The organism is Bradyrhizobium sp. MI1.10, assembly GCF_055811035.1.
In genome coordinates this window covers 163,792-182,401 of sequence record NZ_JBVVPN010000009.1, presented here as the reverse complement: position 1 = coordinate 182,401, position 18,610 = coordinate 163,792, and the positions used below count along the sequence as shown (strand labels likewise).

Sequence of the window (18,610 nt, the reverse complement as noted above, 5' to 3'; positions counted from 1 at the left end):
AATCCCATGGTTTGTCCGGGTGGTTCTCGCACACCCAGCTGATTCCTCGGCAGATTGGACACTTCGAGTTCATGCCTTCGACAGGCCCTTGAACGACGATGCGCGCAGCAGCCCCTCGGCCGTGATGTCGCGGTACTCGATTTCGGCGACGAACGCCGGCTCGACCCACGTGGCCTTGGGGGCCCGGATCGGCTTCGTCAGCTTCGATTTCGGGCTGACGACGGTGTCGAGTTGCTTCCGGATTTGGCTCGAAACGGTGCGCGACCAGCCGGTGCCGACCTTGCCCATGTAGACCAGATCCCTCCCCTCCTTCCGGCCGAGGTGAAGCGCGGCCACCCCCGTCGGATCCTTCACGAATCCCACGACGGGAAACCGCGCACGCTGCACGCACTTGACCTTGATCCAGGCCTCGTTGCGATCCGAGCGATACGGCGCGTCGGCCTTCTTCGAGATGATACCTTCGTATCCCAGCTTGGCCGCATGTTCGAACAGCCGCGCCCCGTCCCCATCCAGATGGTCGGCGTACATCACGGGGACTGCCAATCCCGTCTCCTCGAACAGTCGCTTCAGGACCCGCTTGCGCTCGATCAGTGGCGCGTAGCGCAGGTCGAAGCCTTCGAGGAAAAGCAGGTCGAAAGCGAGGAAGGTCAGCGGCCCTTGCCGCCCGGCGGCGAGCGCGGCCTGGAGCTCGGAAAAGTTCGTCCGACCATCCTTCACCACGACCACCTCGCCGTCGAAGATCGCACGCTCGACCGGGATGTCGAACGCCCGGGCGATCGCGAAAAAGCGCTTCGTCCAATCGAGACCGGTGCGGGTGTAGACCGTCGCCCGACCCCGGTTCAGGTGGACCTGAACGCGGTAGCCGTCGTACTTGATTTCGTGGAGCCAGTGGTCGCCCGAGGGCGGCTTCGACTTGAGCGTGGCGAGTTGGGGCGGAATGAATTTCGGCATCTCCGAAGGCCGCGAACCTTCGATCGTCCTTGCCAGAAACCTCGTCTGGGTACGCTTCGCCAACTACGCTACTCACAAAAACCCGCCGCGGCCGGATGGGCAACGACGGGCAGTCTACTTCGAATATCCCACGATTTGGTAGCCTAACGGCGGGCGGCATCGTTCGTTCCGGCAGCCGTGCAGCGCCGCGCGCCGGCCCTGCTGGCCACGGGGCCACCGGATCCTCAAGCCCCGGTAAGCGACCGAGCCTTGTGGACGCGCCGCTCTAGGCCGGTTGGATTTCGCTCGCCGGATCGTCCGTCATGTCGTCTTCGGTCAGCTTCGTCTCGAGCCGAAGGCTGTTCAGCTTCGCGCTGCGATGCCGAAGCCTAGTGCCGCGCATCAGCGCGAACCTTAACTGTCCGGCGATCAGCATCTGCAGGATCGGCGTCAAGGCGTCCCACGGGATGCCGATGTTGGCGGAGATCCCGTCCGGACGGACGTCGAGCGACCCGAGCGCGATCGGCTCGAACTCCTTGCGGCGGTCCTCCACGAGCTCCGGCGAGGGCAACAACGAGACCTCCGTCCTGTCGGTCCTCAGCCCGGTCGGCCGCAACATCCTTCCTCGGATCTGCAGGTGCCGGAATTCGTGGTAGGGGTCGACAGGCCGCCGCTCCAGGTTGAGGGAAAACGAGTAGCCCCAGCCCCACCCGTCGATCTCCACCACGTAGTCGACGAACTCCTCGCGCGGCTTGCGCCGGCGCTTCTTCTTCGCAGCCTTTGCCGGCTTCGGTTCGTCAGCCATGGCAACGATTACCCGCCGTCCTGGAACGACGGCCGAGGCTATCCGAGTCGGTCCCGCGCGCGAACCTCTACGACGGGCCCAGGCCCGTCGCCACGATCCCGCGCAGGATCGCCAGGCGGCCCTCCGGACCGACGAGATCGCGAGCGATCCGCTCGAATTCGCCGCGATCCGTCTTGGCGAGATCGTCCCACCATTCGGAAGCCCAGCGCTGCTCGAGCATGTTGCCGAGCGCCAGAATGAACTGCGCGGCCACGACCTCGTCTTCCCGCAGCCGGTCGCGCAGCAGGGGCACGGCGCCGGCGGCTTCGCCGATCGCCGCCGGCCGCGAGCTTTCGTGGTCGACGGCCTCGCCGATCTTCTCCTCCATGAAGTCCAGGAGGTCGAGCACGAAGGCGGCGAAGTCGGTTCGGCGGGCGGATGTCATTGGGTTGCTCCGTTCGGTTTCTGTCCAGACCGTGTAGCCGCCGAAGGTTTCACATGGGTCTCATCGAGAAGGGAATCGATGGGCCATGGCGCGCAGCGGCAAACTTTGTTGACGCCCTGACGAGTTAGCTTCCCTTAGCTCAAATAAATATGCGGAGAGCATGCTCGATCCCGCCTCCCCTCGAAAGGCAGACGTGAATCATCGAAATACCTGGGAATCCCTCAACAGATCCTAGGTTACTGGCTGCTTCCCCAACAGTGCCGATGCCAGAACGATCATGGCCATCGTGTCGCGCCCGCAATAAGCGCGCAATGCAGCATCGATGGCCTGCCGACGCGGTTCACCAGTGTCTGCCGCGATCGCCTCGCGATAAGCCTTCTGAGCGCTGCCTCCGTCTTTCACCTCAAGGCCCGCATAGTCGAGTTCGGCAGCAACTGTTGGCAGGACGGCCTTAATCGACCAGCTGCCGCGTTGATCCCGGTGATACCAGTTAGCCCGCGTCACCGGCAGCAGATCGACCACCCGATCGGCAATGGCGCGAAGCCCCTCCTCGAGATCCGGGAACACATCCGCCAATTCGACGATACACCTCTTTTCGAAGCTGGCACTGTAGGCGATCACCGCGCCGGTCGACGGGATCATGTCGACCAGTGCCTCGGCACAGGGGCGACGCGGGTCGGTGCCGTCGAGGCTCAGGAATTCCCGATGCTCGATGTCGCAGCTCTCTTGCTCGATATGCGCGGAAAACTGGAAAGGGATCGATTGATGGGGACGCGTGCCGCGCCAGCGCGGAACCGGGAACCCAATCGTCTCAAAGTCGAGCCAAGTCCGCGGATAGGCCCAGCCATCCATCGCCGCGCGCGCACCTTCGGCATCGTGATAGACCTCTCCTGTTCGGGTCGCATCGTAAACCCTTCGGTCAATCACGCGCGTCAGTTGGGCAGGGTCAATGGCGAGTAGGTTAAAGATGCCCTGCGCAAGCCACCGCTTACCGCTGCCGTTGGGCAATACCGTTACGGGCCACTCCGGTCCTGGAGGCAGCGCTGACGCGGACAAGTCGAAGCGTTGAGATGGTCTTTTCATGCGATCGTACCGACTTAGTCTGCAGGTGATATTACTATTCGCCCGGTGTTGAGATCTCACCGGAATCCGTGATGAAAAATAGCGGAGCGCTTTCTTTGTCAGAAAAAGCCGCGGCCGTGAGCGGGCCCCCAAAGCAGGCACCGGTATCGATGTTCAACCGGTTTGACTGCAGGTCCGGTTTCCGAGAGCGAGTTGGAGTGTGCCCGTGCACCACGAGGACGCCGTGATCTGCTTCGGAAGACAGAAACGGCTCTCGCATCCACAGCAGGTCCTCTGCTGATTGTGATGATAGCGCTACGCCCGGCCTGATTCCCGCATGCACGAATAACCGGTGCGGGTCCCTTGTCTGCAGCGGCAGGGCGCGCATCCAGTCAAGGTGCTTGGGAGGCAGGTCGCTCGGGTCATCCACGCCGTAGCTCTCAAGTGTCTGTTCGCCGCCGTTGCCCCACCACGTCATGAGATCGCGATCCGAGCGGTGCTTATCGGCGGCCCGGATCAGCATTTCCTCGTGATTGCCCCGCAGGCAGATGAAGCGGTCGCTCTGACCGATTTGCCGCCCAATCAAGAAGTCCAGGACATGCTTGCTGTCAGCCCCCCGATCAATGTAGTCGCCGACAAAGAGAAACCGAGCCCTCCGTCCGGCACCAGTTCCTTCGCAGGCCGTAAGAAGTGACTGCAGCTTGTCGAAGCATCCGTGAATATCGCCGATCGCAAACGTGATCAAATTCAAGGCCAAATCTCGGAAAGTGTGTATCGGGTCAACTACGGGTTTCTAAATCGGATGCCGGTGCCAGATCTTTGCGTTTCTTTGATTCTCATACTATTCGACGAACCTCTAAGGGCAGTCGCCACTGAAAGCAAAGACAGCAGTATCTGTGTCCGAAAAGCCACTGTTAATCTTTCCTTGAAAATATCCGCAATTTCTCGGGCCCTGAATTGAATCTCTGGGTATCGATACCTAGTCAGGAATTCCTACCATTGACCTCCTCCCCTCGATGCGCGGTGTTCTGGTTCGTTGCCGAGCCTGGCGCCGAGTCGAAGCCCTCGCGCATAGCTGGCTACTTTTCAGAAATTCCGTCGGATTTGAGCTTGTTGCCGGATCGATACTACAACCTCCCGCTCTACAAGGACGAGATCTGGCCCAACGTGCAGGCCGCCTTCGGCTTCGTCGGATTTCGCGACGAGGCCTATTTTCCGTCCGGCAACGTGAGCTGCCGGCCGGACGGGTCTGCGAGCTACCTCATTGACCCCGCGCTCAACACCAAAGCGTTTCTCGATGTCATTTCGGCGCAGACCGGGACGTCACTCGCGCAGGCGAAAGTGACGCTCAAGGATACGCGCGCCCCTGGGCGCATCGGGGCCCCAATTGCCGAAGATTACGATGCACACATTGAGTTCGGCCGTTCGGCGACAGAGCGGCCCAAGCCGAAGTTGGGCCCTCTGGTCGAAGATCGGGCCTACGGCGCGATGTTGGGTCTCGCCGTTGGAGACGCCCTCGGCGTGCCGCTGGAATTCTCCGAGCGGGATTCCCTGCCGCACGTGTCCGAGATGATCGGCGGCGGCCCATTCGGACTCAAGCCGGGAGAATGGACCGACGACGCCAGCATGGCGCTGTGTCTAGCCGATTCGCTGATCGCCCAAAATGCGCTCGACGAGATCGACCTGCTGAACCGCTTCGCGCGGTGGTGGAAGCAAGGCGAGAACAGCGTCAACGGTCATTGCTTCGACATCGGGATCACCACGCGGCAAGCTCTTGATCGCTTTATCAGGCTCGGGACCCCGGCCGGGAGCGGTCCCCACGACAAGAATCAGGCCGGAAACGGCTCGCTAATGCGATTGGCACCGGTCGCGATTTTTGCTGCATCAGATCTGACTGAAGCCGTGCGTCTGGCGCATCGCCAGAGCATGGCAACCCATGCCAACACTCTGGCGGCAAAGGCCTGCGAATTCTTCGCGACACTCCTGGTCGAGGCCATGCGAGGCTTGGACAAGAACACGGTGCTGCGATCGAGGTTCTGGTTCAGCCACGACGAACTCAACGGGATCGCCGCCGGCAATTGGGTCGGCAAGACACGCGATGAGATATCTTCCACCGGATACGTGATCGCGACACTGGAGGCTGCGCTCTGGTGCGTGCACCGCACGTCCTCCTTTGAGGAGGCCGTGATCCTCGCAGTCAATTTGGGTCACGACTCCGATACCGTGGCCGCCGTCACCGGCCAACTCGCCGGCGCCCTCTACGGTCGCGCCGGCATCCCACAGCGCTGGCTCGAAAAGCTGCCCTGGCGAAAGCAGATCGAGGATCGCGCGGCATCCCTGCTACGCGCCGCGAAGCAAGCTCGCAATACGAAAGCCCAATCATGACAGAATTGCCTTCCGGGTTTCGCGGCCGTATCCACCGCGGAACGCAACAGATTGGCGGGACCTGCGTCGAACTCGAAGCCGGCGGGGAACGCATTCTGCTTGATCTTGGGCTGCCGCTCGATGCCGATGAAGTTTCCGAGCCGCTGCTGCCGGATGTGGCGGGCCTACGCAGTCCGAATCCCGCGTTGCGCGCGATCGTGATTTCGCACGGGCACGGCGACCACTGGGGGCTGTTGCCGCTGTGCAAGCCGAGTATCCCGCTGGCAATGGGCGCCGCGACGGCCCGGATCATGAGCGCGGCAGCGCCCTTCGTGCCGAACTTTTTCGCGCCTGACCTCTCCTACGAGTTGCGCGACCGCGAACCTTTCGAAATCGGTCCGTTCCGCGTCACGCCCTATCTGGTCGATCATTCGGCCTATGACGCCTATGCCCTGCTGGTCGAAGTCGCCGGCCGGCGACTGTTCTATAGCGGCGACATTCGCGCCCATGGCCGCAAGGGAGGATTGTTCGAGAAACTCGTGAACCATCCGCCCCAAGGCATCGATACCATGCTGATGGAAGGCTCCAGTCTCGGCCGGCTCGACGAGGATGCGCGCTTCCCTACGGAATCCGAAATCGAAGCGAAGCTCGTCGATAGCTTCAACCCGCCCGGCTTTGTTGCAATCTCGGCCTCGGCGCAAAACATCGACCGGATGGTCAGCATCTATCGCGCCTGCAAGCGTACCGGCCGGACGCTGCTGCTGGATCTCTACGCCATGGAGATTTTGAAGGCCACTGGCAATGCCAATTTGCCGGCGCCGGGATGGCCGAACCTCGCGGTTTACGTCCCCGAGTATCAACGCCGGCATATCAAGAGGACCGAGCGCTTCGATCTTCTTGAGCCCTACAAGGAGGCACGAATTTACCGCGAACACATGACCGAAATCGGCGATAGGGCCGTGATGCTGTTCCGCCCTGCGATGATGCGCGACGCCAAGGAGGCCAATCTTTGGCTCAAGGCTAGGGCGGTGTGGTCGCAATGGGAGGGCTATCTGAAGGAAGGGCCGGGGGCGAAATTGAAGTCCGACCTCGACGAGCTCGGCGTTCCCTTCGAAGTGATTCACACATCGGGGCATGCAAGCATCGGTGATTTGAAACGATTGGCTAACGCGATTGCGCCAAAGGCCCTCATTCCCATTCATACGTTTGAGGGTAATAAGTTTGCCAATTTTTTTCAGAACGTCACCCGCCGGGCGGATGGCGAATGGTGGAGGGTCTAAGCGTGGGTAAATTTAGGCGTGGACTGCGGCAGGAGGCGGTTCTCTGCCTCGACAACTTGACGAACGCGCAAGGCGACAATTGGTGGAAGGATTTACTTCGTCTCTGGACGCCAAGTGGATGTGGTGATGGATTGCGGCTGGCCGTTCGATTCAACACGCTGGATTTCTATTACAAAGGAAGTTGTGTCGCGCACATCAGCTTCTCGCCAGGAAAACGAAACGTGCCAGCGACCGCCCGTGTCATATGTCATGTCCAGTTCATTTTTGAGAGCAAAATCCCTGGGAAGGAACAGGCACTGTTCGACCCCCAGCAGGGACTTTGGAAGTGCAATGAATTGACGAAGGTTCGAAAGTTCGAAGAGATCATAAATTATATCCGGCGCTGGCAGGACAAATCCACTCAGACCGGAAAACGGCTCAAGGCTGACGAGAAGGCCGGTGTGGATGCTATTGTTGGCAATAGCGGGAACGTCATCGATCTGGAGATGGGGCTCCCCGCATGGGAATGGAAGAAATCCGCATTGCGAATGGACCTTGTTTCGCTCGAACGGAACGGTGATCGCATTCAAATTGCGTTCTGGGAGGCAAAGACGTTCGATGACAAACGGCTCAGAAGTGAAGAAGGGGTGCCTGAAGTCATTGGCCAGTTGCTCGGGAAAGATCCGGAGCCGGGTTACGTAGACTACGTCAAGCACGCAGATCATGAGCCCGACATTAGGAACGCCTATGCGGAGACATGCGTCATCCTCGAACGTCTTCACAAGATGAAATGCGCAGTCGCGTCCAGCAGTTCGGCACCCACGTCGCTTCATCCATTGATTACCGATGTCGCACGGTTGGCGAGAGAGGAAATTCCGAGCAGATTGGTTGTCAGGGGCCAGCCCGGCCTCGTTATTTACGGCGACCGGAAGGACAAGGTGATCGAGAACGACATCTTTTGGCCCCGGCACCGCGAAGCGATTGCGGGAGCGGGGATCACAATCTTTGTAGCGCAAAACTCAAAGGGCATGACATTGCCCATTATACCCGGAACGTAAGACAGTTCGGAGCAAGCACGAACGGGGTTTTCATACGATCAAACGATCCACGTGGACGAAGGCGGCCTTGCTTCCCGCACGCCTTTGCCCTCGATCGGCATCTAATTTCGATGGTAACGAACTTCATCAGAACGACGGGAGTTATAATTGCGTCGCCGAAGGCCTAGCCGTCGCGATTACTGGCACTGCGACGGGTCCAAGGCACAGCGCAGCTCGTTGATGGCCCTAGGCCTCGTCAGTTGATCCTTCCGCTACGCCCCACCAAGATCTGCTGCAGGGTCATGGAGCGCAGGAAAATTCATTGATCATTTTCATCGCGAAATGAAATCCTCGAAAATGGCCACGGCTTCTTCAATGTTGTGGCAGACCCAACTGTCTGACGACTGCGCGTCGTGATCAAAAAGTTCCATCCAAAATAGCGGGGGCGCCTGTGGGCATGAGCATCTGCTCGAGGCCGTGCAGCAGCGCCTTTATGCAAACCAAGAAACCATGCGTCAGCGTCGAGAGACAGTCGAACATCCGTTCGGCACAATGAAGACTCGCATGGGAGCGACGCACTTCCTCACAAAACCGCTTCCAAAAGTAGCCGCCGAGATGGCTCTGTCCGTTCTGGCCTACAATCTGATACGGGTTATGAACATACCACCTGATCGATGCGGCTATGAGTGCCCCGCAGCAGCTTGTGCCCTATGTAGTACAGGCGCAACAGCTGGCACCTCAATCAGGCTTTGCCCCGCTTCCGCAGAATGCAACCGATTGTCTCCTGCTCAAGGTGGTGGTTCTTCCCATCCGGCGTCGCTCCTCGTGATTGCATCCCGTACTCTTTCAAGGCGCATAGACTGTTCACCAACCGCATTTCTTCAACATGGGTACAGGGCACTTCAAGCAGGCGTGGACTCGCGAACACCAATGAAAGAACTTGCGCACGGGAAACCGCTACGTTGATGCGATTGAGACTAAAGAGAAAGTCCACACCCCGCGGGATTTCATCCGCGGATGAGCTTGTCATCGAAACCAGGCACACTGGTGCTTCCTGGCCCTGAAACTTGTCAACCGTCCCTACCCGCGCCTCGGGCGGGAGGGCTGCCTTGAGTGCGTTTACCTGCAGGTTGTAGGGAGCGACCACAAGGATATCGCCCAACCCGATGCGTCTTTCTTTGCCGTCCCTGTCCCGGAACCTCTTGCCCAGGAGCGTTTGGATCTCCTCACGGACGGCAGCGACTTCTTCAGGTGACAACTGGCTGTTCCCGGCATGCGAGACTTCGATCAGGTGGGCGCCGGACAGGCCGTCAGCCGGTTCTCCGAGGATTTTCTGACGGGCAGCGCCCTCGTCGCTGATCAATCGTCCCTCATAGATGATGTCGGAGATAAATCCGCAGACTTTGGGATGCATCCTGCGAGATACCGGAAGAAAGATTCCTCGATCCGCCGGAACGGTGTTGTGGCCCGCGAGAAGATATTCAAGGGCTGAAAACCCGCTCTCTCCAGGATGGGCCCCCTGGATCGGCTGGGAAAGCTGCATGGGATCGCCTACCAGGACAACGTTTTTGGCACACGTCGCCATCGCCACAATGTTTGCAACTGAAACCTGGCCGGCCTCATCTACAAACAGGTAGTCGAAGCTCTTGTCGAAATCGTTGCGAGAAAACAGCCAAGCCGTACCGCCGACCACCGAAGCCGTGAAAAGATCTTCATCATCATTTCTTTCTGTTTGAAGAATTATGTCCCTGTAGAGACCTTCGAACTCTTCACCTCCCTTTTTGGCTACGCTGATGGCTTTACCAAGCTCTGTCGCACGGTCGATCACTGCACACAGGAGATTGTCGACGGCCTTGTGACTGTTTGAGGCAACAGCAACACGTTTTCCCTGTTTTACGAGTTCGAGGATGGCGCACGAGCTTACGTAGGTCTTTCCCGTGCCAGGGGGACCTTGAATTGGCAGGACGCTACAATCAAGCGCCAACACCGCCGATACGACTTCCGGGACAAGCTCGTTGTTCGGCTTTACGATCGCAGTCTGCCCCCTCTTGTCTGCGAAGCGGGGTTTGGATTTCGAGATGAAGTCAACGATGGCAGGATATCGTCCGTCATTCAGAACAATGGAATCGACGGCCCGCCCGATGGCGGCCTCTATCGAGTCCGTGTTCAAGGGGCCTCCCGGCAGGATCGAGGTCTGATCCGGAGGGACATCAAAGCGGGCCTTGGAAAATTTGATGGTTGCTGTTCGCTTCGTTCGGTTGATATCCACCAATGTCACGGCCGCGGGCAGTCCATTTTCCGCTACGTGACAGCCTCCGGCCTCCAGCTTCGTTTCCTGCTCGGGGAATTCGTACGCGCGCTCCCACGACCTGCCGCCATCAACGGCGCGGGATCTTGCAACCAGTCCACCTAGGCATTCGAAGTCTTCAATCAGGTCTTCGGCTTCCTTGCCGATCTTGTCGAAAACCGACCACCAGGAAGGCTTTCGTTCCCGATCGTGGAAGTGAAGAAGATCGAAGAGAAGGTCGGCGACGCGATCCCCATGGCGACCGGCAACAATTTTGAGCCGCGCGCGCAGAGCGTCCGCTGCGGCCTGCTCATCGTTGACACTGTCGAGACTAAAGTTGCCGGGACTGCTCTTTGCTCCGACCGACCTCCATGGCATGCCCGCAGGCCGTACCGACGAGATCAGCCAGTCACGGAGTTTCTGGGTCGAAATACAATCGATCCGGTTATAGTCCCGAATCTCCTCCAGAATCCTGGGGTCATTTGTTTCCCGCCAGTTCTCATACGCAACAACGCTTCCGCCGGCCGTTTTGACTTCGCCGGTTCGCGCTTCCATATAGAACGCCTCGAGATTCTTCAGGGAATAGGCGGGCTCGGAAGCAATAAGTGAGCCCGAGACGACGCCATAGAGATCAACAAAGCGGTTTTCTCTCAGCATCTGATCCAGCAGGGCTTCTCCAATGCCGTGGCTGCTGGTCAGTCGCCGCAAAGCTGAAATCTCATATGCGGCGTAGTGATAGACATGCGCATTAGGAGACATGCTCAGCCGGTCGGCAAAGAAGGCCATAAGCTGGCGCAGAGCCTCTCCCTCCTGGGCGCGATCGTGTGCCCAGTAGTCCCGGAACACGCCAACCCCACCATTCTCAAACCAGACACCGTGAAGGTATTCCAGGCCGTCTTCATAAAATGGGTCGCCCTCGATATCATAGAAGATATCGCCATCGTCTGGCTCTGGCAGCAGTGCCAGACCACGATTGGGATCCAATGGCTTAAGTTCGAAGGACGGAGGACCACCAGCCCGTCTTGCTGTTTGCAAACGCGCCTGGATTGCCAGCCTTTGGCGGGTCGTCTCCGCAAGTTTGGGTACACGCTGGGTTAGCTGTCCCAGCTCGCTCATCGTATTAACCCCCGCCGCTGCCAGCTTGCCTCGCTGACTTCGGGAAATTCCAGCCACGAGCGACAGGCTGTCGGTTGCCTCCCATTGTCCTTGACAGTTGTCGCGCCAGCGACAGAGCCCGCACATTTTGACCGGCTCGGGAGATGTTGCTGGCGGAGTGGTTACAAACGTTTCCAGCCGGCTGCGCGCATGGCGGGCGTAAGCGGCATACTCCTTAAGTCGGAATGAAAACCGTTCCCCGTTGCCCAACTCGATATGCGCTTGTTCCGGCTCATGCTCCTGAACTTTGGCCAGGAGGTCGGAGTAGAGGACCAGCTGCAAAATGTGCTTTGGATCCGGCTTGCGCTTCAATTTGGTATCGACGACCTCGTAGGAGAACGCACCGAGCGCTGAGGGCTGTTCAACGCGCACCAGGAAATCTGACCAGCCGCCCCACGGCGCCGCGAAGAAGGCTCCTTGAAATAGGACATCCGGTCCCTGCGCGAGGGCTCCTCGCGTGGCCTGAGCCGCGGAGACCAACCCTCCATCCCGGCCGAATTCGATGACGGAAAAACCGTCCGACTTCAGCTTGGACAGATACCGGGATTCGTGCTCGTCACCCTGCTTCTGCAGAATCTTGACATCTTCTGTATCGTCCACAGGCAGGAGGGCTTCACCCCTTGCGTATCGCAGATCCAGCGCGGTCGCGTGCCTGCACGACATGAACCGCATCAGATCCGATGCGGACAACAGAACTCCCTGCTCCTCAACCTTCATGACGCAACCCCACCGTGTAACTCTAACGTAAGGAGTTGCCATGACAATAGCTGTCACCCCTGAGTCGTCCGGAATGTCCTTCGAAAAAGCGCAGCAACTGTTGGAACTTGCGACCTTTGTCGCAGGCCGGCGCACCGGCGTGACGCTCGACGACATAGTGGAGCGGCTGGGAATCTCCAAGCGCACTGCACAACGCATAATGCACGCGCTGGAGGCCCAGTTTCCGGATGCCGAATCGGGCTTCGACGAGGATGGACATAAGCGCTGGCGGCTTCAGACGGGCGCCTTGCGCGACCTGCTCACCCTCGCCTCCGACGAACTGGCGGCTCTCGATCTGGCAATTGAGACCCTTGAACGAAACGCATTGGGCGTTGAGGCCGCTGAGCTTCGCAGCCTTCGCGAAAAGGTACTGGCTCTTGTGCCACGCAACAAAATTGCTCGCGTGGAGACCGATCACGAAGCCCTGCTTGAGGCCCAGGGCCTTGCCTCACGACCTGGACCAGCCGCGCGCATTCCGCCCGAGATCATTTCGGCGATTTCGACGGCGCTGAAGTCTTCTCAGCGTCTTAAAATCCTCTACCGTTCCCACGGGTCCGCAAAACCAACCCCAAGGGTTGTCGAACCGTATGGCGTACTCATCGGGATCCGACGCTACCTGGTCGCGAGGCCAGCGGGAGACGTCGACGGTCCGCTGCGCTATTACGTGGCGGAGAGAATTCAAAGCGCGGAGCTGACCGGCGAGAGCTTTGTACGCGACCCTGACTTCGATATTGACCGGCACGCACAGAAGGCCTTCGGCGCATTTCAGAATGACGCGGAATATGGCGAGGTGGTCTGGAAGTTTAAACCTGGCGCAGCAGCCCACGCACGGGCCTTCCTGTTTCATCCAAAACAGGTCCTGGAGGACCTGCCTGACGGGTCGCTTATCGTCCGCTTCAGCGCTTCAGGACATCTGGAAATGTGCTGGCACCTCTACATGTGGGGTGACCAGGTTGAAGTCTTGGCACCCGACGCTCTTCGAAAAATGGTCGAGCCGTACCGCAGATCAGACTTTCTCGCCCTGCCTTAGTCGTCCCCGGGCGGTCAGGTTTTGTCATCCCGGTGGTCTATCAAACTGCCGGGCTTCTCCCCCGCCCCGAAAAGTATCGGACTACGGATTCGAATGAATGAAGACGCTCGCTAGGAGAGGGTTCCTTCAGCAACTCTGCGGCTTTGTTGGACTTGCACCGAGCCCCGGTGGCATTTGCAGTCCGGCCGTACCCAAACGCCATAAGCGTCGCATCAGCCAACGCGAGCTGGAGGATGCTGCCGTGCAGCATGCAGCCTGGCTTAACGATGCCAGCCGCGGCGCGAGAGCGGTTTTCAGCGATTGTGACCTCTCGGGGCTCGACTTCCTGTCTCACGAGCCGGAGATCATTGACCTGCAGGGATCGGACTTCACCGCAGCAGACCTATCCGGCGCGAGCGCCAATCAAGTCAGCTTTCATCGCGCGTCCCTGCAGAGTGCACGCCTGTCCTGGTCTCAGCTGAAGCTCCCGATTTTTTGCGGCGCTACCTTGCGAAGGGCTTTGTGCAATGATGTTGTATGGGGCTGGCCATCGCCGTTCGTCCTCACTCCTCCCCCCTCGATCGACGGTTGGCCGCCAAAAGCAACCTTCATAAACACCGACCTGAGTTTCTCGAATTTCGACAATGCGCAGGTGATGGGTTACTTTTCGGGAACGCGATTCAGCAGTTCGTCTCTGGACAATACCGACCTTTCGCATTCGGATTTCGCCGGAATGAAATATGTTTGTGAGAATTCATTCTCTGGATCCACATTGACCCGAACACGGTTCCAACGTGCCTCGATTGAGGGCACAAATTTTCGTTCTGCGCGTCTTTGCGAAGTGGATTTTTTGTTTGCAGCAATCGGCTCAAGGTGCACCTGGCCGCACGATTATGACTTCGCGACGGTCCCGAACAATAAATGATTGGGCGAGCGCTTGAAGCACTCCTGCGGAAACACGGCGCATATCGTGGACAACGGCGATACGCAAATAGCGGCGGATTTATTCATCTCTCCGGTTTGAGCGCCATCGACTGAACATCTGAGGCTACCGACTGAGATCCATGTGCGGCTTGATGGTCGCCAAACCATAAAGAACATGATGAGGGGACGACAAATGCTCCAGGTCTTGATTTCAAAACAAGAAAAGGCAAAGGCCCAGGCCACATTCCGCAGGATTATCGAAGACACCCTACGCTCCCAAGGGAAGCTCAACGTCGGCTATCCAGGGGGTAATGAAACGATCGAACTCTTCTCAGATGGAGATGGCGACGTCTGGTATGGCGGACAGCTTGTGAACAAGGTGGAGATCCCCCGATATTGGAATGCATTCGGCATATTTGATCCTAGTCGTTCGAGTCAGACCATTTCAGTCGAGCTAAACATTCCGATAGATACGAACAGCCAGAGAGTGTCCGGCTTCTTTGCACGAGATACGGCCACCAAGAAACTTTACCTGATGCACAGCGGAAGAATAGGCGGAGGTAAGAAGGGAGTCGGCAAGGACGCGTATCTCTCCTGGAGCAGGAATCGCCTGGCGGGCGCGTTTGATCCGGAAGCAGACAAGGAGCGTTACGGCATCGTAATCGGCGCTCTGGACCCCGGGACGCTGGTTGGCCGCATTCGTCGCTTCACCAAGCAGGTGGCACTGTTCAAAGAGCTCGTGAGGAAAGATCGTCTTGGGCCTGAAGACACAAAGGACGAAGGCATCGACCTCGACGGCTTCACGCCCGAATTCTCAGGGCAGAAGAATGGTTACACGGGCGGAACTCTGGACTACTTCAGCTATCACGGGGACGTCATAAGCGAGCTGCATAAGCGACGATCCGAAACGAAATCGCCTGCCGAAGTTATTTTCAACAACGGGCTGATCGATCTGGGAGTCCGCGTGAACGGCATATTGACGGAAGTGTACGAAGCCAAGACTTCTGTCGGCAGACAGGCACTTTACACAGCGATCGGACAGCTCCTCGTGCACTCTGGAGGCGAGCATAAAACTCGAAAGTTTCTGGTTCTGCCGGGCGACGAAGATATTGCTGATGATGTCGCGAATGCGCTTCGGTCTCTCGATATAAGCATATGGAAATTCTCTCTGCTGCCGGACGGTACAGGCGTGAAAATACAGCCCTGATCGATGAATTTACACTGGGGAGTATCGACATGGCACGTTTGGTGAGGAAAGCCTCGCGCGCGCAGCTGGTTCTGAGCGTCGCAAGCATGGCCGAACATTTCGACTACAGACCATTGTTTGACACGCTGGTGCGTCGCTATGGCGGTCAGTCTCCTTCTGGTTCCATTACCATGCGAGGAAATCCAAAGACCTTCACATTTGGTTGCGAGCTTCCAAAGTCCAAAGTTGCCAAGTTCAAGGCTGACTGGAAAACTGGAATCTCAGATCTGAATTCGAAGCAAAAAGAGAGGCTTTCTCCTGCGATCACTCACGCCCTCAGACAACTGCGCGATCAAATCGGAGCGGAGGACTTCCAGCTGCTGCTCCGGCTGCTCAAGCGGAAGGCAACGGTTGCCTGGTTGCTTTCGTGTGTGGCCGACAGCGGACGGTGATGGGCAGGGTTCACACATTGGATGTGATTGAAGGACCGGGCCGACGGAGGAGCACGGCCCACCCCCATCTTCGCTATCGCGACGCTAGTTGTCTTCTGCCGTCACCTGGCGGCCGGCACGGGCTGAACAAGGCAGCGAATGCCGCCACCGCCTCGCGCAATGTTTGGCGTGCTGAGCATCCGAATTTCGCGCCCGGGAAATGCTTCCGCGAGCGCCATCCGCGCCTGCCGGTCCCTCTCCTTGTCGCCAAATCTGCTGGCAATCACTGCGCCGTTTGGCGTGTACGCGTTGAGGTAGGTCGCGGCGAAAAGGCTGTCCTCTGAGGATGCAATGCGCGGGGCCTTGACAATTTTCAGCCTGAACGGACATCCGCCCGCCTCACTTGTTGCGCCCAGGTGGGTGAGATCAGCATCCCTTGCTTCCGCAGAGGGATCATCGTCCTCACAGGCCTGAACAAGAAGCTCGCCGGATTCCGCTGGAAGGACATAGCCGTCCACATGTCCGCTTGTTATCTGCTCGCCGGCGTCGCCATCCAGCCAGATCACCCTGGTAGCCCCCAGGCGGAGGAGTTCAGACTCGATATCCGCTTCACTCAACTGGGGGTTTCTATTCCTGTTCAGGAGGCAGCTTCGGGTCGTAAAGACAACGCCATTGCGGCCGACAACGAATGCGCCGCCTTCTGCTACGAAACCAGCGTTGATCATCTCACCGCCAAAGAGGTGTCGAGCCGTACCTGCCAGACGATCCCCGGGGCGCTGCGGACGTAATTTTGGCGCTCCCCATCCGTTGAAGTTCAAATCGAGCGGAATCACCCTTGACCCACGAACGATGTACAATGGGGCGATGTCACGCATCCAGATGTCATCGACCGGTGCTTCGATGATCTCAACATTGGCCCCGGGGAATCTCGCCCTGGCCTGACGCACCTGGTGCCGCGGCGTCAGCAGACGAACTGGCTCGAAATCAGAAATTGCGGTAACGACCTGTTGCAGTTCGTCAGCCATCGCGCCCAGCGCCGCACCCCATTCAGGATGAAGACCCCATGCCATCCAGCAGAAGGAGTGGAGAGCCCAGTCAGGTACAAATCCATTGCGCGTCATGCGGCGCCAGCTTGTCAGGATCGAACCCAGCGCCATTGCCTGTTCAAGTGAGCATCTGCATCCTTATGGCCGGCCCGGCCGGGATCATCTCTGACCAACCTCTCGTACATCTTGTCCAGACCCTTGCGCGCGGTCGCCAGGAGGGAACACGGCTCGGACCGGTGATAGAGTTCGAACGGGTTCCGAAAAATCGTAAGCTGGCCGCTCTTGGAAAGCTTGAATTCGGAGTCATCAAGACCGAGCGAATCTCCAACGTTTCCGGGTCCGTTCGCAAGAACTGACCTGAAGTTTTCGCCACGCAACTCCTTGCTCGCCCCAGGCGCGTCAAGGCGATAGCCTCTCATGATTTCGGCGCGGCCTTGGTCTAGCGGCTCGATCGCCCTGATCAAGACAGCACTGCCGAAGCCCTTCCGATCACAGGAGATGTTGATCGCGAGTCCTCCCGCCCAGTACAGGTAGACGTTCCCAGGCTCCTCACACATCTGACCACTTTCAGCTTTGGCGACATCGCTGGCTCCGACAAAGCAATGGGAAAATACATCGTTCTCGTCGTATGCTTCTGTTTCAAGGATCATTCCGCCGGCTTTTTTGCCGTCAAAAATGGTGAACAGAAAGCAACCGACAAGGTCTGGCGCGACCTTTTCGACCCGACGAGCAAAAAAATCGCTGTCGATGCCTTCAAGAAACTGTCGCCCCATGATCATTCTATCCTCCTCCCCCCGCAGTAAAGATGCCTTCGTCAGCTAAAACATCTGCTGGACAACTCGTTGATGATCTCAGCCATGTATGCGGTGTAGAGCTCGGCCCGCTGCTCATAAGAAACGACCGGGTCTGCTGAAAGCAGATCATCCGATGTCACCCTCAACTCGTCGCAGCCCATAAGTACGCTCGAGGAGCCGCGATCGATCGGGCAGCCAGGGTCTTTGCAATCGGAGTCGAGCAGATCCAATTCGGAAAGTGCGTAGTCGACACCAATAACGGTTTCGTACGAATGCTTCAGCAGCGGGACAATATCTGCCCAGTCGAGACTAGATAATCCACACGAACCAATGTCGACCACGGCAATAGATCCGCTTCGGGCCTTGGTGCAGACCGAAGTCAGCACGGTAGACGGTGCGTCTCTTCCACGAACGAAATCTTCCGAATTCAGGCCATCCCTTGGAATCGAGATTCTGTAATAATCGGCAATGGCGCGCTTCGCTTCGGACAGCTGTGAATGGATTGCTCGGCGTAAGCACACATCGCTCCATTGGACGATTACGCGAGCGGACGCTGGCAAGCTATCCGTATCGACCATTCCCAATTGGGCTGTCCAGAAATCAACCGCTGTTTCTGTGGCACGGGCATCCTGCCAAGCGAAAACGGAGATTTCTGACAAGGGGTCGCTCAACAACTGGACTGATGCACCCAAAATTTTGGTCGCGGCCTGAGCAAGGGTTGCGGTCGCAAATCCTTGGATGAATTGTCTTCGGCTCGTCGAGGGTGCTCGCATGTTCAACATGCGGAGCAGTCTGCCAATTGTAATTCCATTGTCAAATAGTTCCAACTTCGTCGGATGAGCCCTGAAACGTCCACTCTCTGCCCTCTCGCTCAATGCTATCCCTGCCGAAGCGTTCGAGATTCATCAAAAGGGACGGACAACATGTGAATCGGCGTGGCCATTTGACGAGGGGGTCAATATTCGTAGCCGAAACAAATGAGTATTCCCGCGATTTCGTGCATCTTCCCTCTGTTCGTTGAAACGCGTTTGTCAGCGCCGTAATCGCGTTCCGGTTACCCCACTTCGGCGCCTGGACGCCTCGATCAAATGATTCTGCAGAACACGATCGGCCAAGGCGGCCAGCAACGACCGGGATGGCT

16 protein-coding genes and 1 pseudogene are annotated in these 18,610 nt (G+C 58.2%); 8 read left to right on the top strand and 9 right to left on the bottom strand.

The annotated features are described in order from the left end of the window. Nucleotides 1-69 precede the first annotated feature (69 nt). The 5 genes from ligD to AC0L3K_RS12265 all read right to left on the bottom strand — a co-directional run bounded on the left by ligD (nucleotide 70) and on the right by AC0L3K_RS12265 (nucleotide 3,972). The gene (ligD, locus tag AC0L3K_RS12285; protein WP_473366109.1) at nucleotides 70-951 is read right to left on the bottom strand and encodes a non-homologous end-joining DNA ligase; all 882 of its coding nucleotides are present in this window, start codon (nucleotides 949-951) and stop codon (nucleotides 70-72) included. 265 nt (nucleotides 952-1,216) lie between these two features. Further along, nucleotides 1,217-1,735, bottom strand: coding sequence for a hypothetical protein (locus AC0L3K_RS12280; RefSeq protein WP_473366108.1), 519 nt, complete (start codon nucleotides 1,733-1,735; stop codon nucleotides 1,217-1,219). Between the two features lie 67 nt (nucleotides 1,736-1,802). Beyond that, entirely contained in the window at nucleotides 1,803-2,159 is a 357-nt protein-coding gene (locus AC0L3K_RS12275) for a hypothetical protein (protein ID WP_473366107.1), read from the bottom strand. Between the two features lie 231 nt (nucleotides 2,160-2,390). Further along, a complete protein-coding gene (locus AC0L3K_RS12270) occupies nucleotides 2,391-3,167 on the bottom strand; it encodes a DUF2779 domain-containing protein (protein WP_473366106.1) in 777 nt (258 codons plus the stop codon). Between the two features lie 109 nt (nucleotides 3,168-3,276). Then, a complete protein-coding gene (locus AC0L3K_RS12265; protein WP_473366105.1) occupies nucleotides 3,277-3,972 on the bottom strand; it encodes a metallophosphoesterase family protein in 696 nt (231 codons plus the stop codon). A 590-nt stretch (nucleotides 3,973-4,562) separates the two neighbouring features. Between AC0L3K_RS12265 and AC0L3K_RS12260 the strand changes: the two genes are divergently transcribed. The 4 genes and pseudogenes from AC0L3K_RS12260 to AC0L3K_RS12245 form a co-directional block, all read left to right on the top strand. After that, nucleotides 4,563-5,606 carry an ADP-ribosylglycohydrolase family protein gene (locus AC0L3K_RS12260; protein WP_473366104.1) on the top strand — a complete coding sequence of 348 codons (1,044 nt, stop codon included), beginning with the start codon at nucleotides 4,563-4,565 and terminating at the stop codon, nucleotides 5,604-5,606. Beyond that, complete coding sequence (locus AC0L3K_RS12255; protein ID WP_473366103.1) at nucleotides 5,603-6,865, top strand: MBL fold metallo-hydrolase; 1,263 nt, start codon at nucleotides 5,603-5,605, stop codon at nucleotides 6,863-6,865. Before AC0L3K_RS12260 ends, AC0L3K_RS12255 begins: the two co-directional genes overlap by 4 nt. A gap of 2 nt (nucleotides 6,866-6,867) precedes the next feature. Beyond that, nucleotides 6,868-7,902 carry a hypothetical protein gene (locus AC0L3K_RS12250; RefSeq protein ID WP_473366102.1) on the top strand — a complete coding sequence of 345 codons (1,035 nt, stop codon included), beginning with the start codon at nucleotides 6,868-6,870 and terminating at the stop codon, nucleotides 7,900-7,902. A 435-nt stretch (nucleotides 7,903-8,337) separates the two neighbouring features. After that, a pseudogene (locus AC0L3K_RS12245) lies at nucleotides 8,338-8,544 on the top strand (transposase); the annotation flags it as partial. A gap of 79 nt (nucleotides 8,545-8,623) precedes the next feature. On the opposite strand, the gene AC0L3K_RS12240 reads toward AC0L3K_RS12245, so the two are convergent. Beyond that, entirely contained in the window at nucleotides 8,624-12,040 is a 3,417-nt protein-coding gene (locus AC0L3K_RS12240; RefSeq protein WP_473366101.1) for a TM0106 family RecB-like putative nuclease, read from the bottom strand. 40 nt (nucleotides 12,041-12,080) lie between these two features. Here AC0L3K_RS12240 and AC0L3K_RS12235 point away from each other — a divergent pair, with 40 nt between their 5' ends. From AC0L3K_RS12235 to AC0L3K_RS12220, 4 genes are all read left to right on the top strand, one after another. After that, nucleotides 12,081-13,109: a helix-turn-helix transcriptional regulator gene (locus AC0L3K_RS12235; RefSeq protein WP_473366100.1), complete on the top strand. Its 1,029-nt coding sequence runs from the start codon at nucleotides 12,081-12,083 to the stop codon at nucleotides 13,107-13,109. Between the two features lie 97 nt (nucleotides 13,110-13,206). Next, nucleotides 13,207-14,013 (top strand): pentapeptide repeat-containing protein, encoded by an 807-nt coding sequence (locus AC0L3K_RS12230; protein ID WP_473366099.1) that lies wholly within the window; start codon nucleotides 13,207-13,209, stop codon nucleotides 14,011-14,013. 192 nt (nucleotides 14,014-14,205) lie between these two features. Continuing rightward, nucleotides 14,206-15,219, top strand: coding sequence for a hypothetical protein (locus AC0L3K_RS12225; RefSeq protein WP_473366098.1), 1,014 nt, complete (start codon nucleotides 14,206-14,208; stop codon nucleotides 15,217-15,219). Nucleotides 15,220-15,248: 29 nt separating this feature from the next. Continuing rightward, complete coding sequence (locus AC0L3K_RS12220) at nucleotides 15,249-15,650, top strand: hypothetical protein (protein WP_473366097.1); 402 nt, start codon at nucleotides 15,249-15,251, stop codon at nucleotides 15,648-15,650. 101 nt (nucleotides 15,651-15,751) lie between these two features. Here the strand turns inward: AC0L3K_RS12220 and AC0L3K_RS12215 are convergent, their stop codons facing one another. From AC0L3K_RS12215 to AC0L3K_RS12205, 3 genes are read right to left on the bottom strand one after another with little or no spacing between them, the layout of a single operon-like run. Then, complete coding sequence (locus AC0L3K_RS12215; RefSeq protein ID WP_473366096.1) at nucleotides 15,752-16,786, bottom strand: agmatine deiminase family protein; 1,035 nt, start codon at nucleotides 16,784-16,786, stop codon at nucleotides 15,752-15,754. Further along, nucleotides 16,765-17,454, bottom strand: coding sequence for a DNA-3-methyladenine glycosylase (locus AC0L3K_RS12210; protein ID WP_473366095.1), 690 nt, complete (start codon nucleotides 17,452-17,454; stop codon nucleotides 16,765-16,767). Before AC0L3K_RS12210 ends, AC0L3K_RS12215 begins: the two co-directional genes overlap by 22 nt. Nucleotides 17,455-17,489: 35 nt before the next feature. After that, the gene (locus AC0L3K_RS12205; protein WP_473366094.1) at nucleotides 17,490-18,251 is read right to left on the bottom strand and encodes a hypothetical protein; all 762 of its coding nucleotides are present in this window, start codon (nucleotides 18,249-18,251) and stop codon (nucleotides 17,490-17,492) included. Nucleotides 18,252-18,610: the final 359 nt, after the last annotated feature.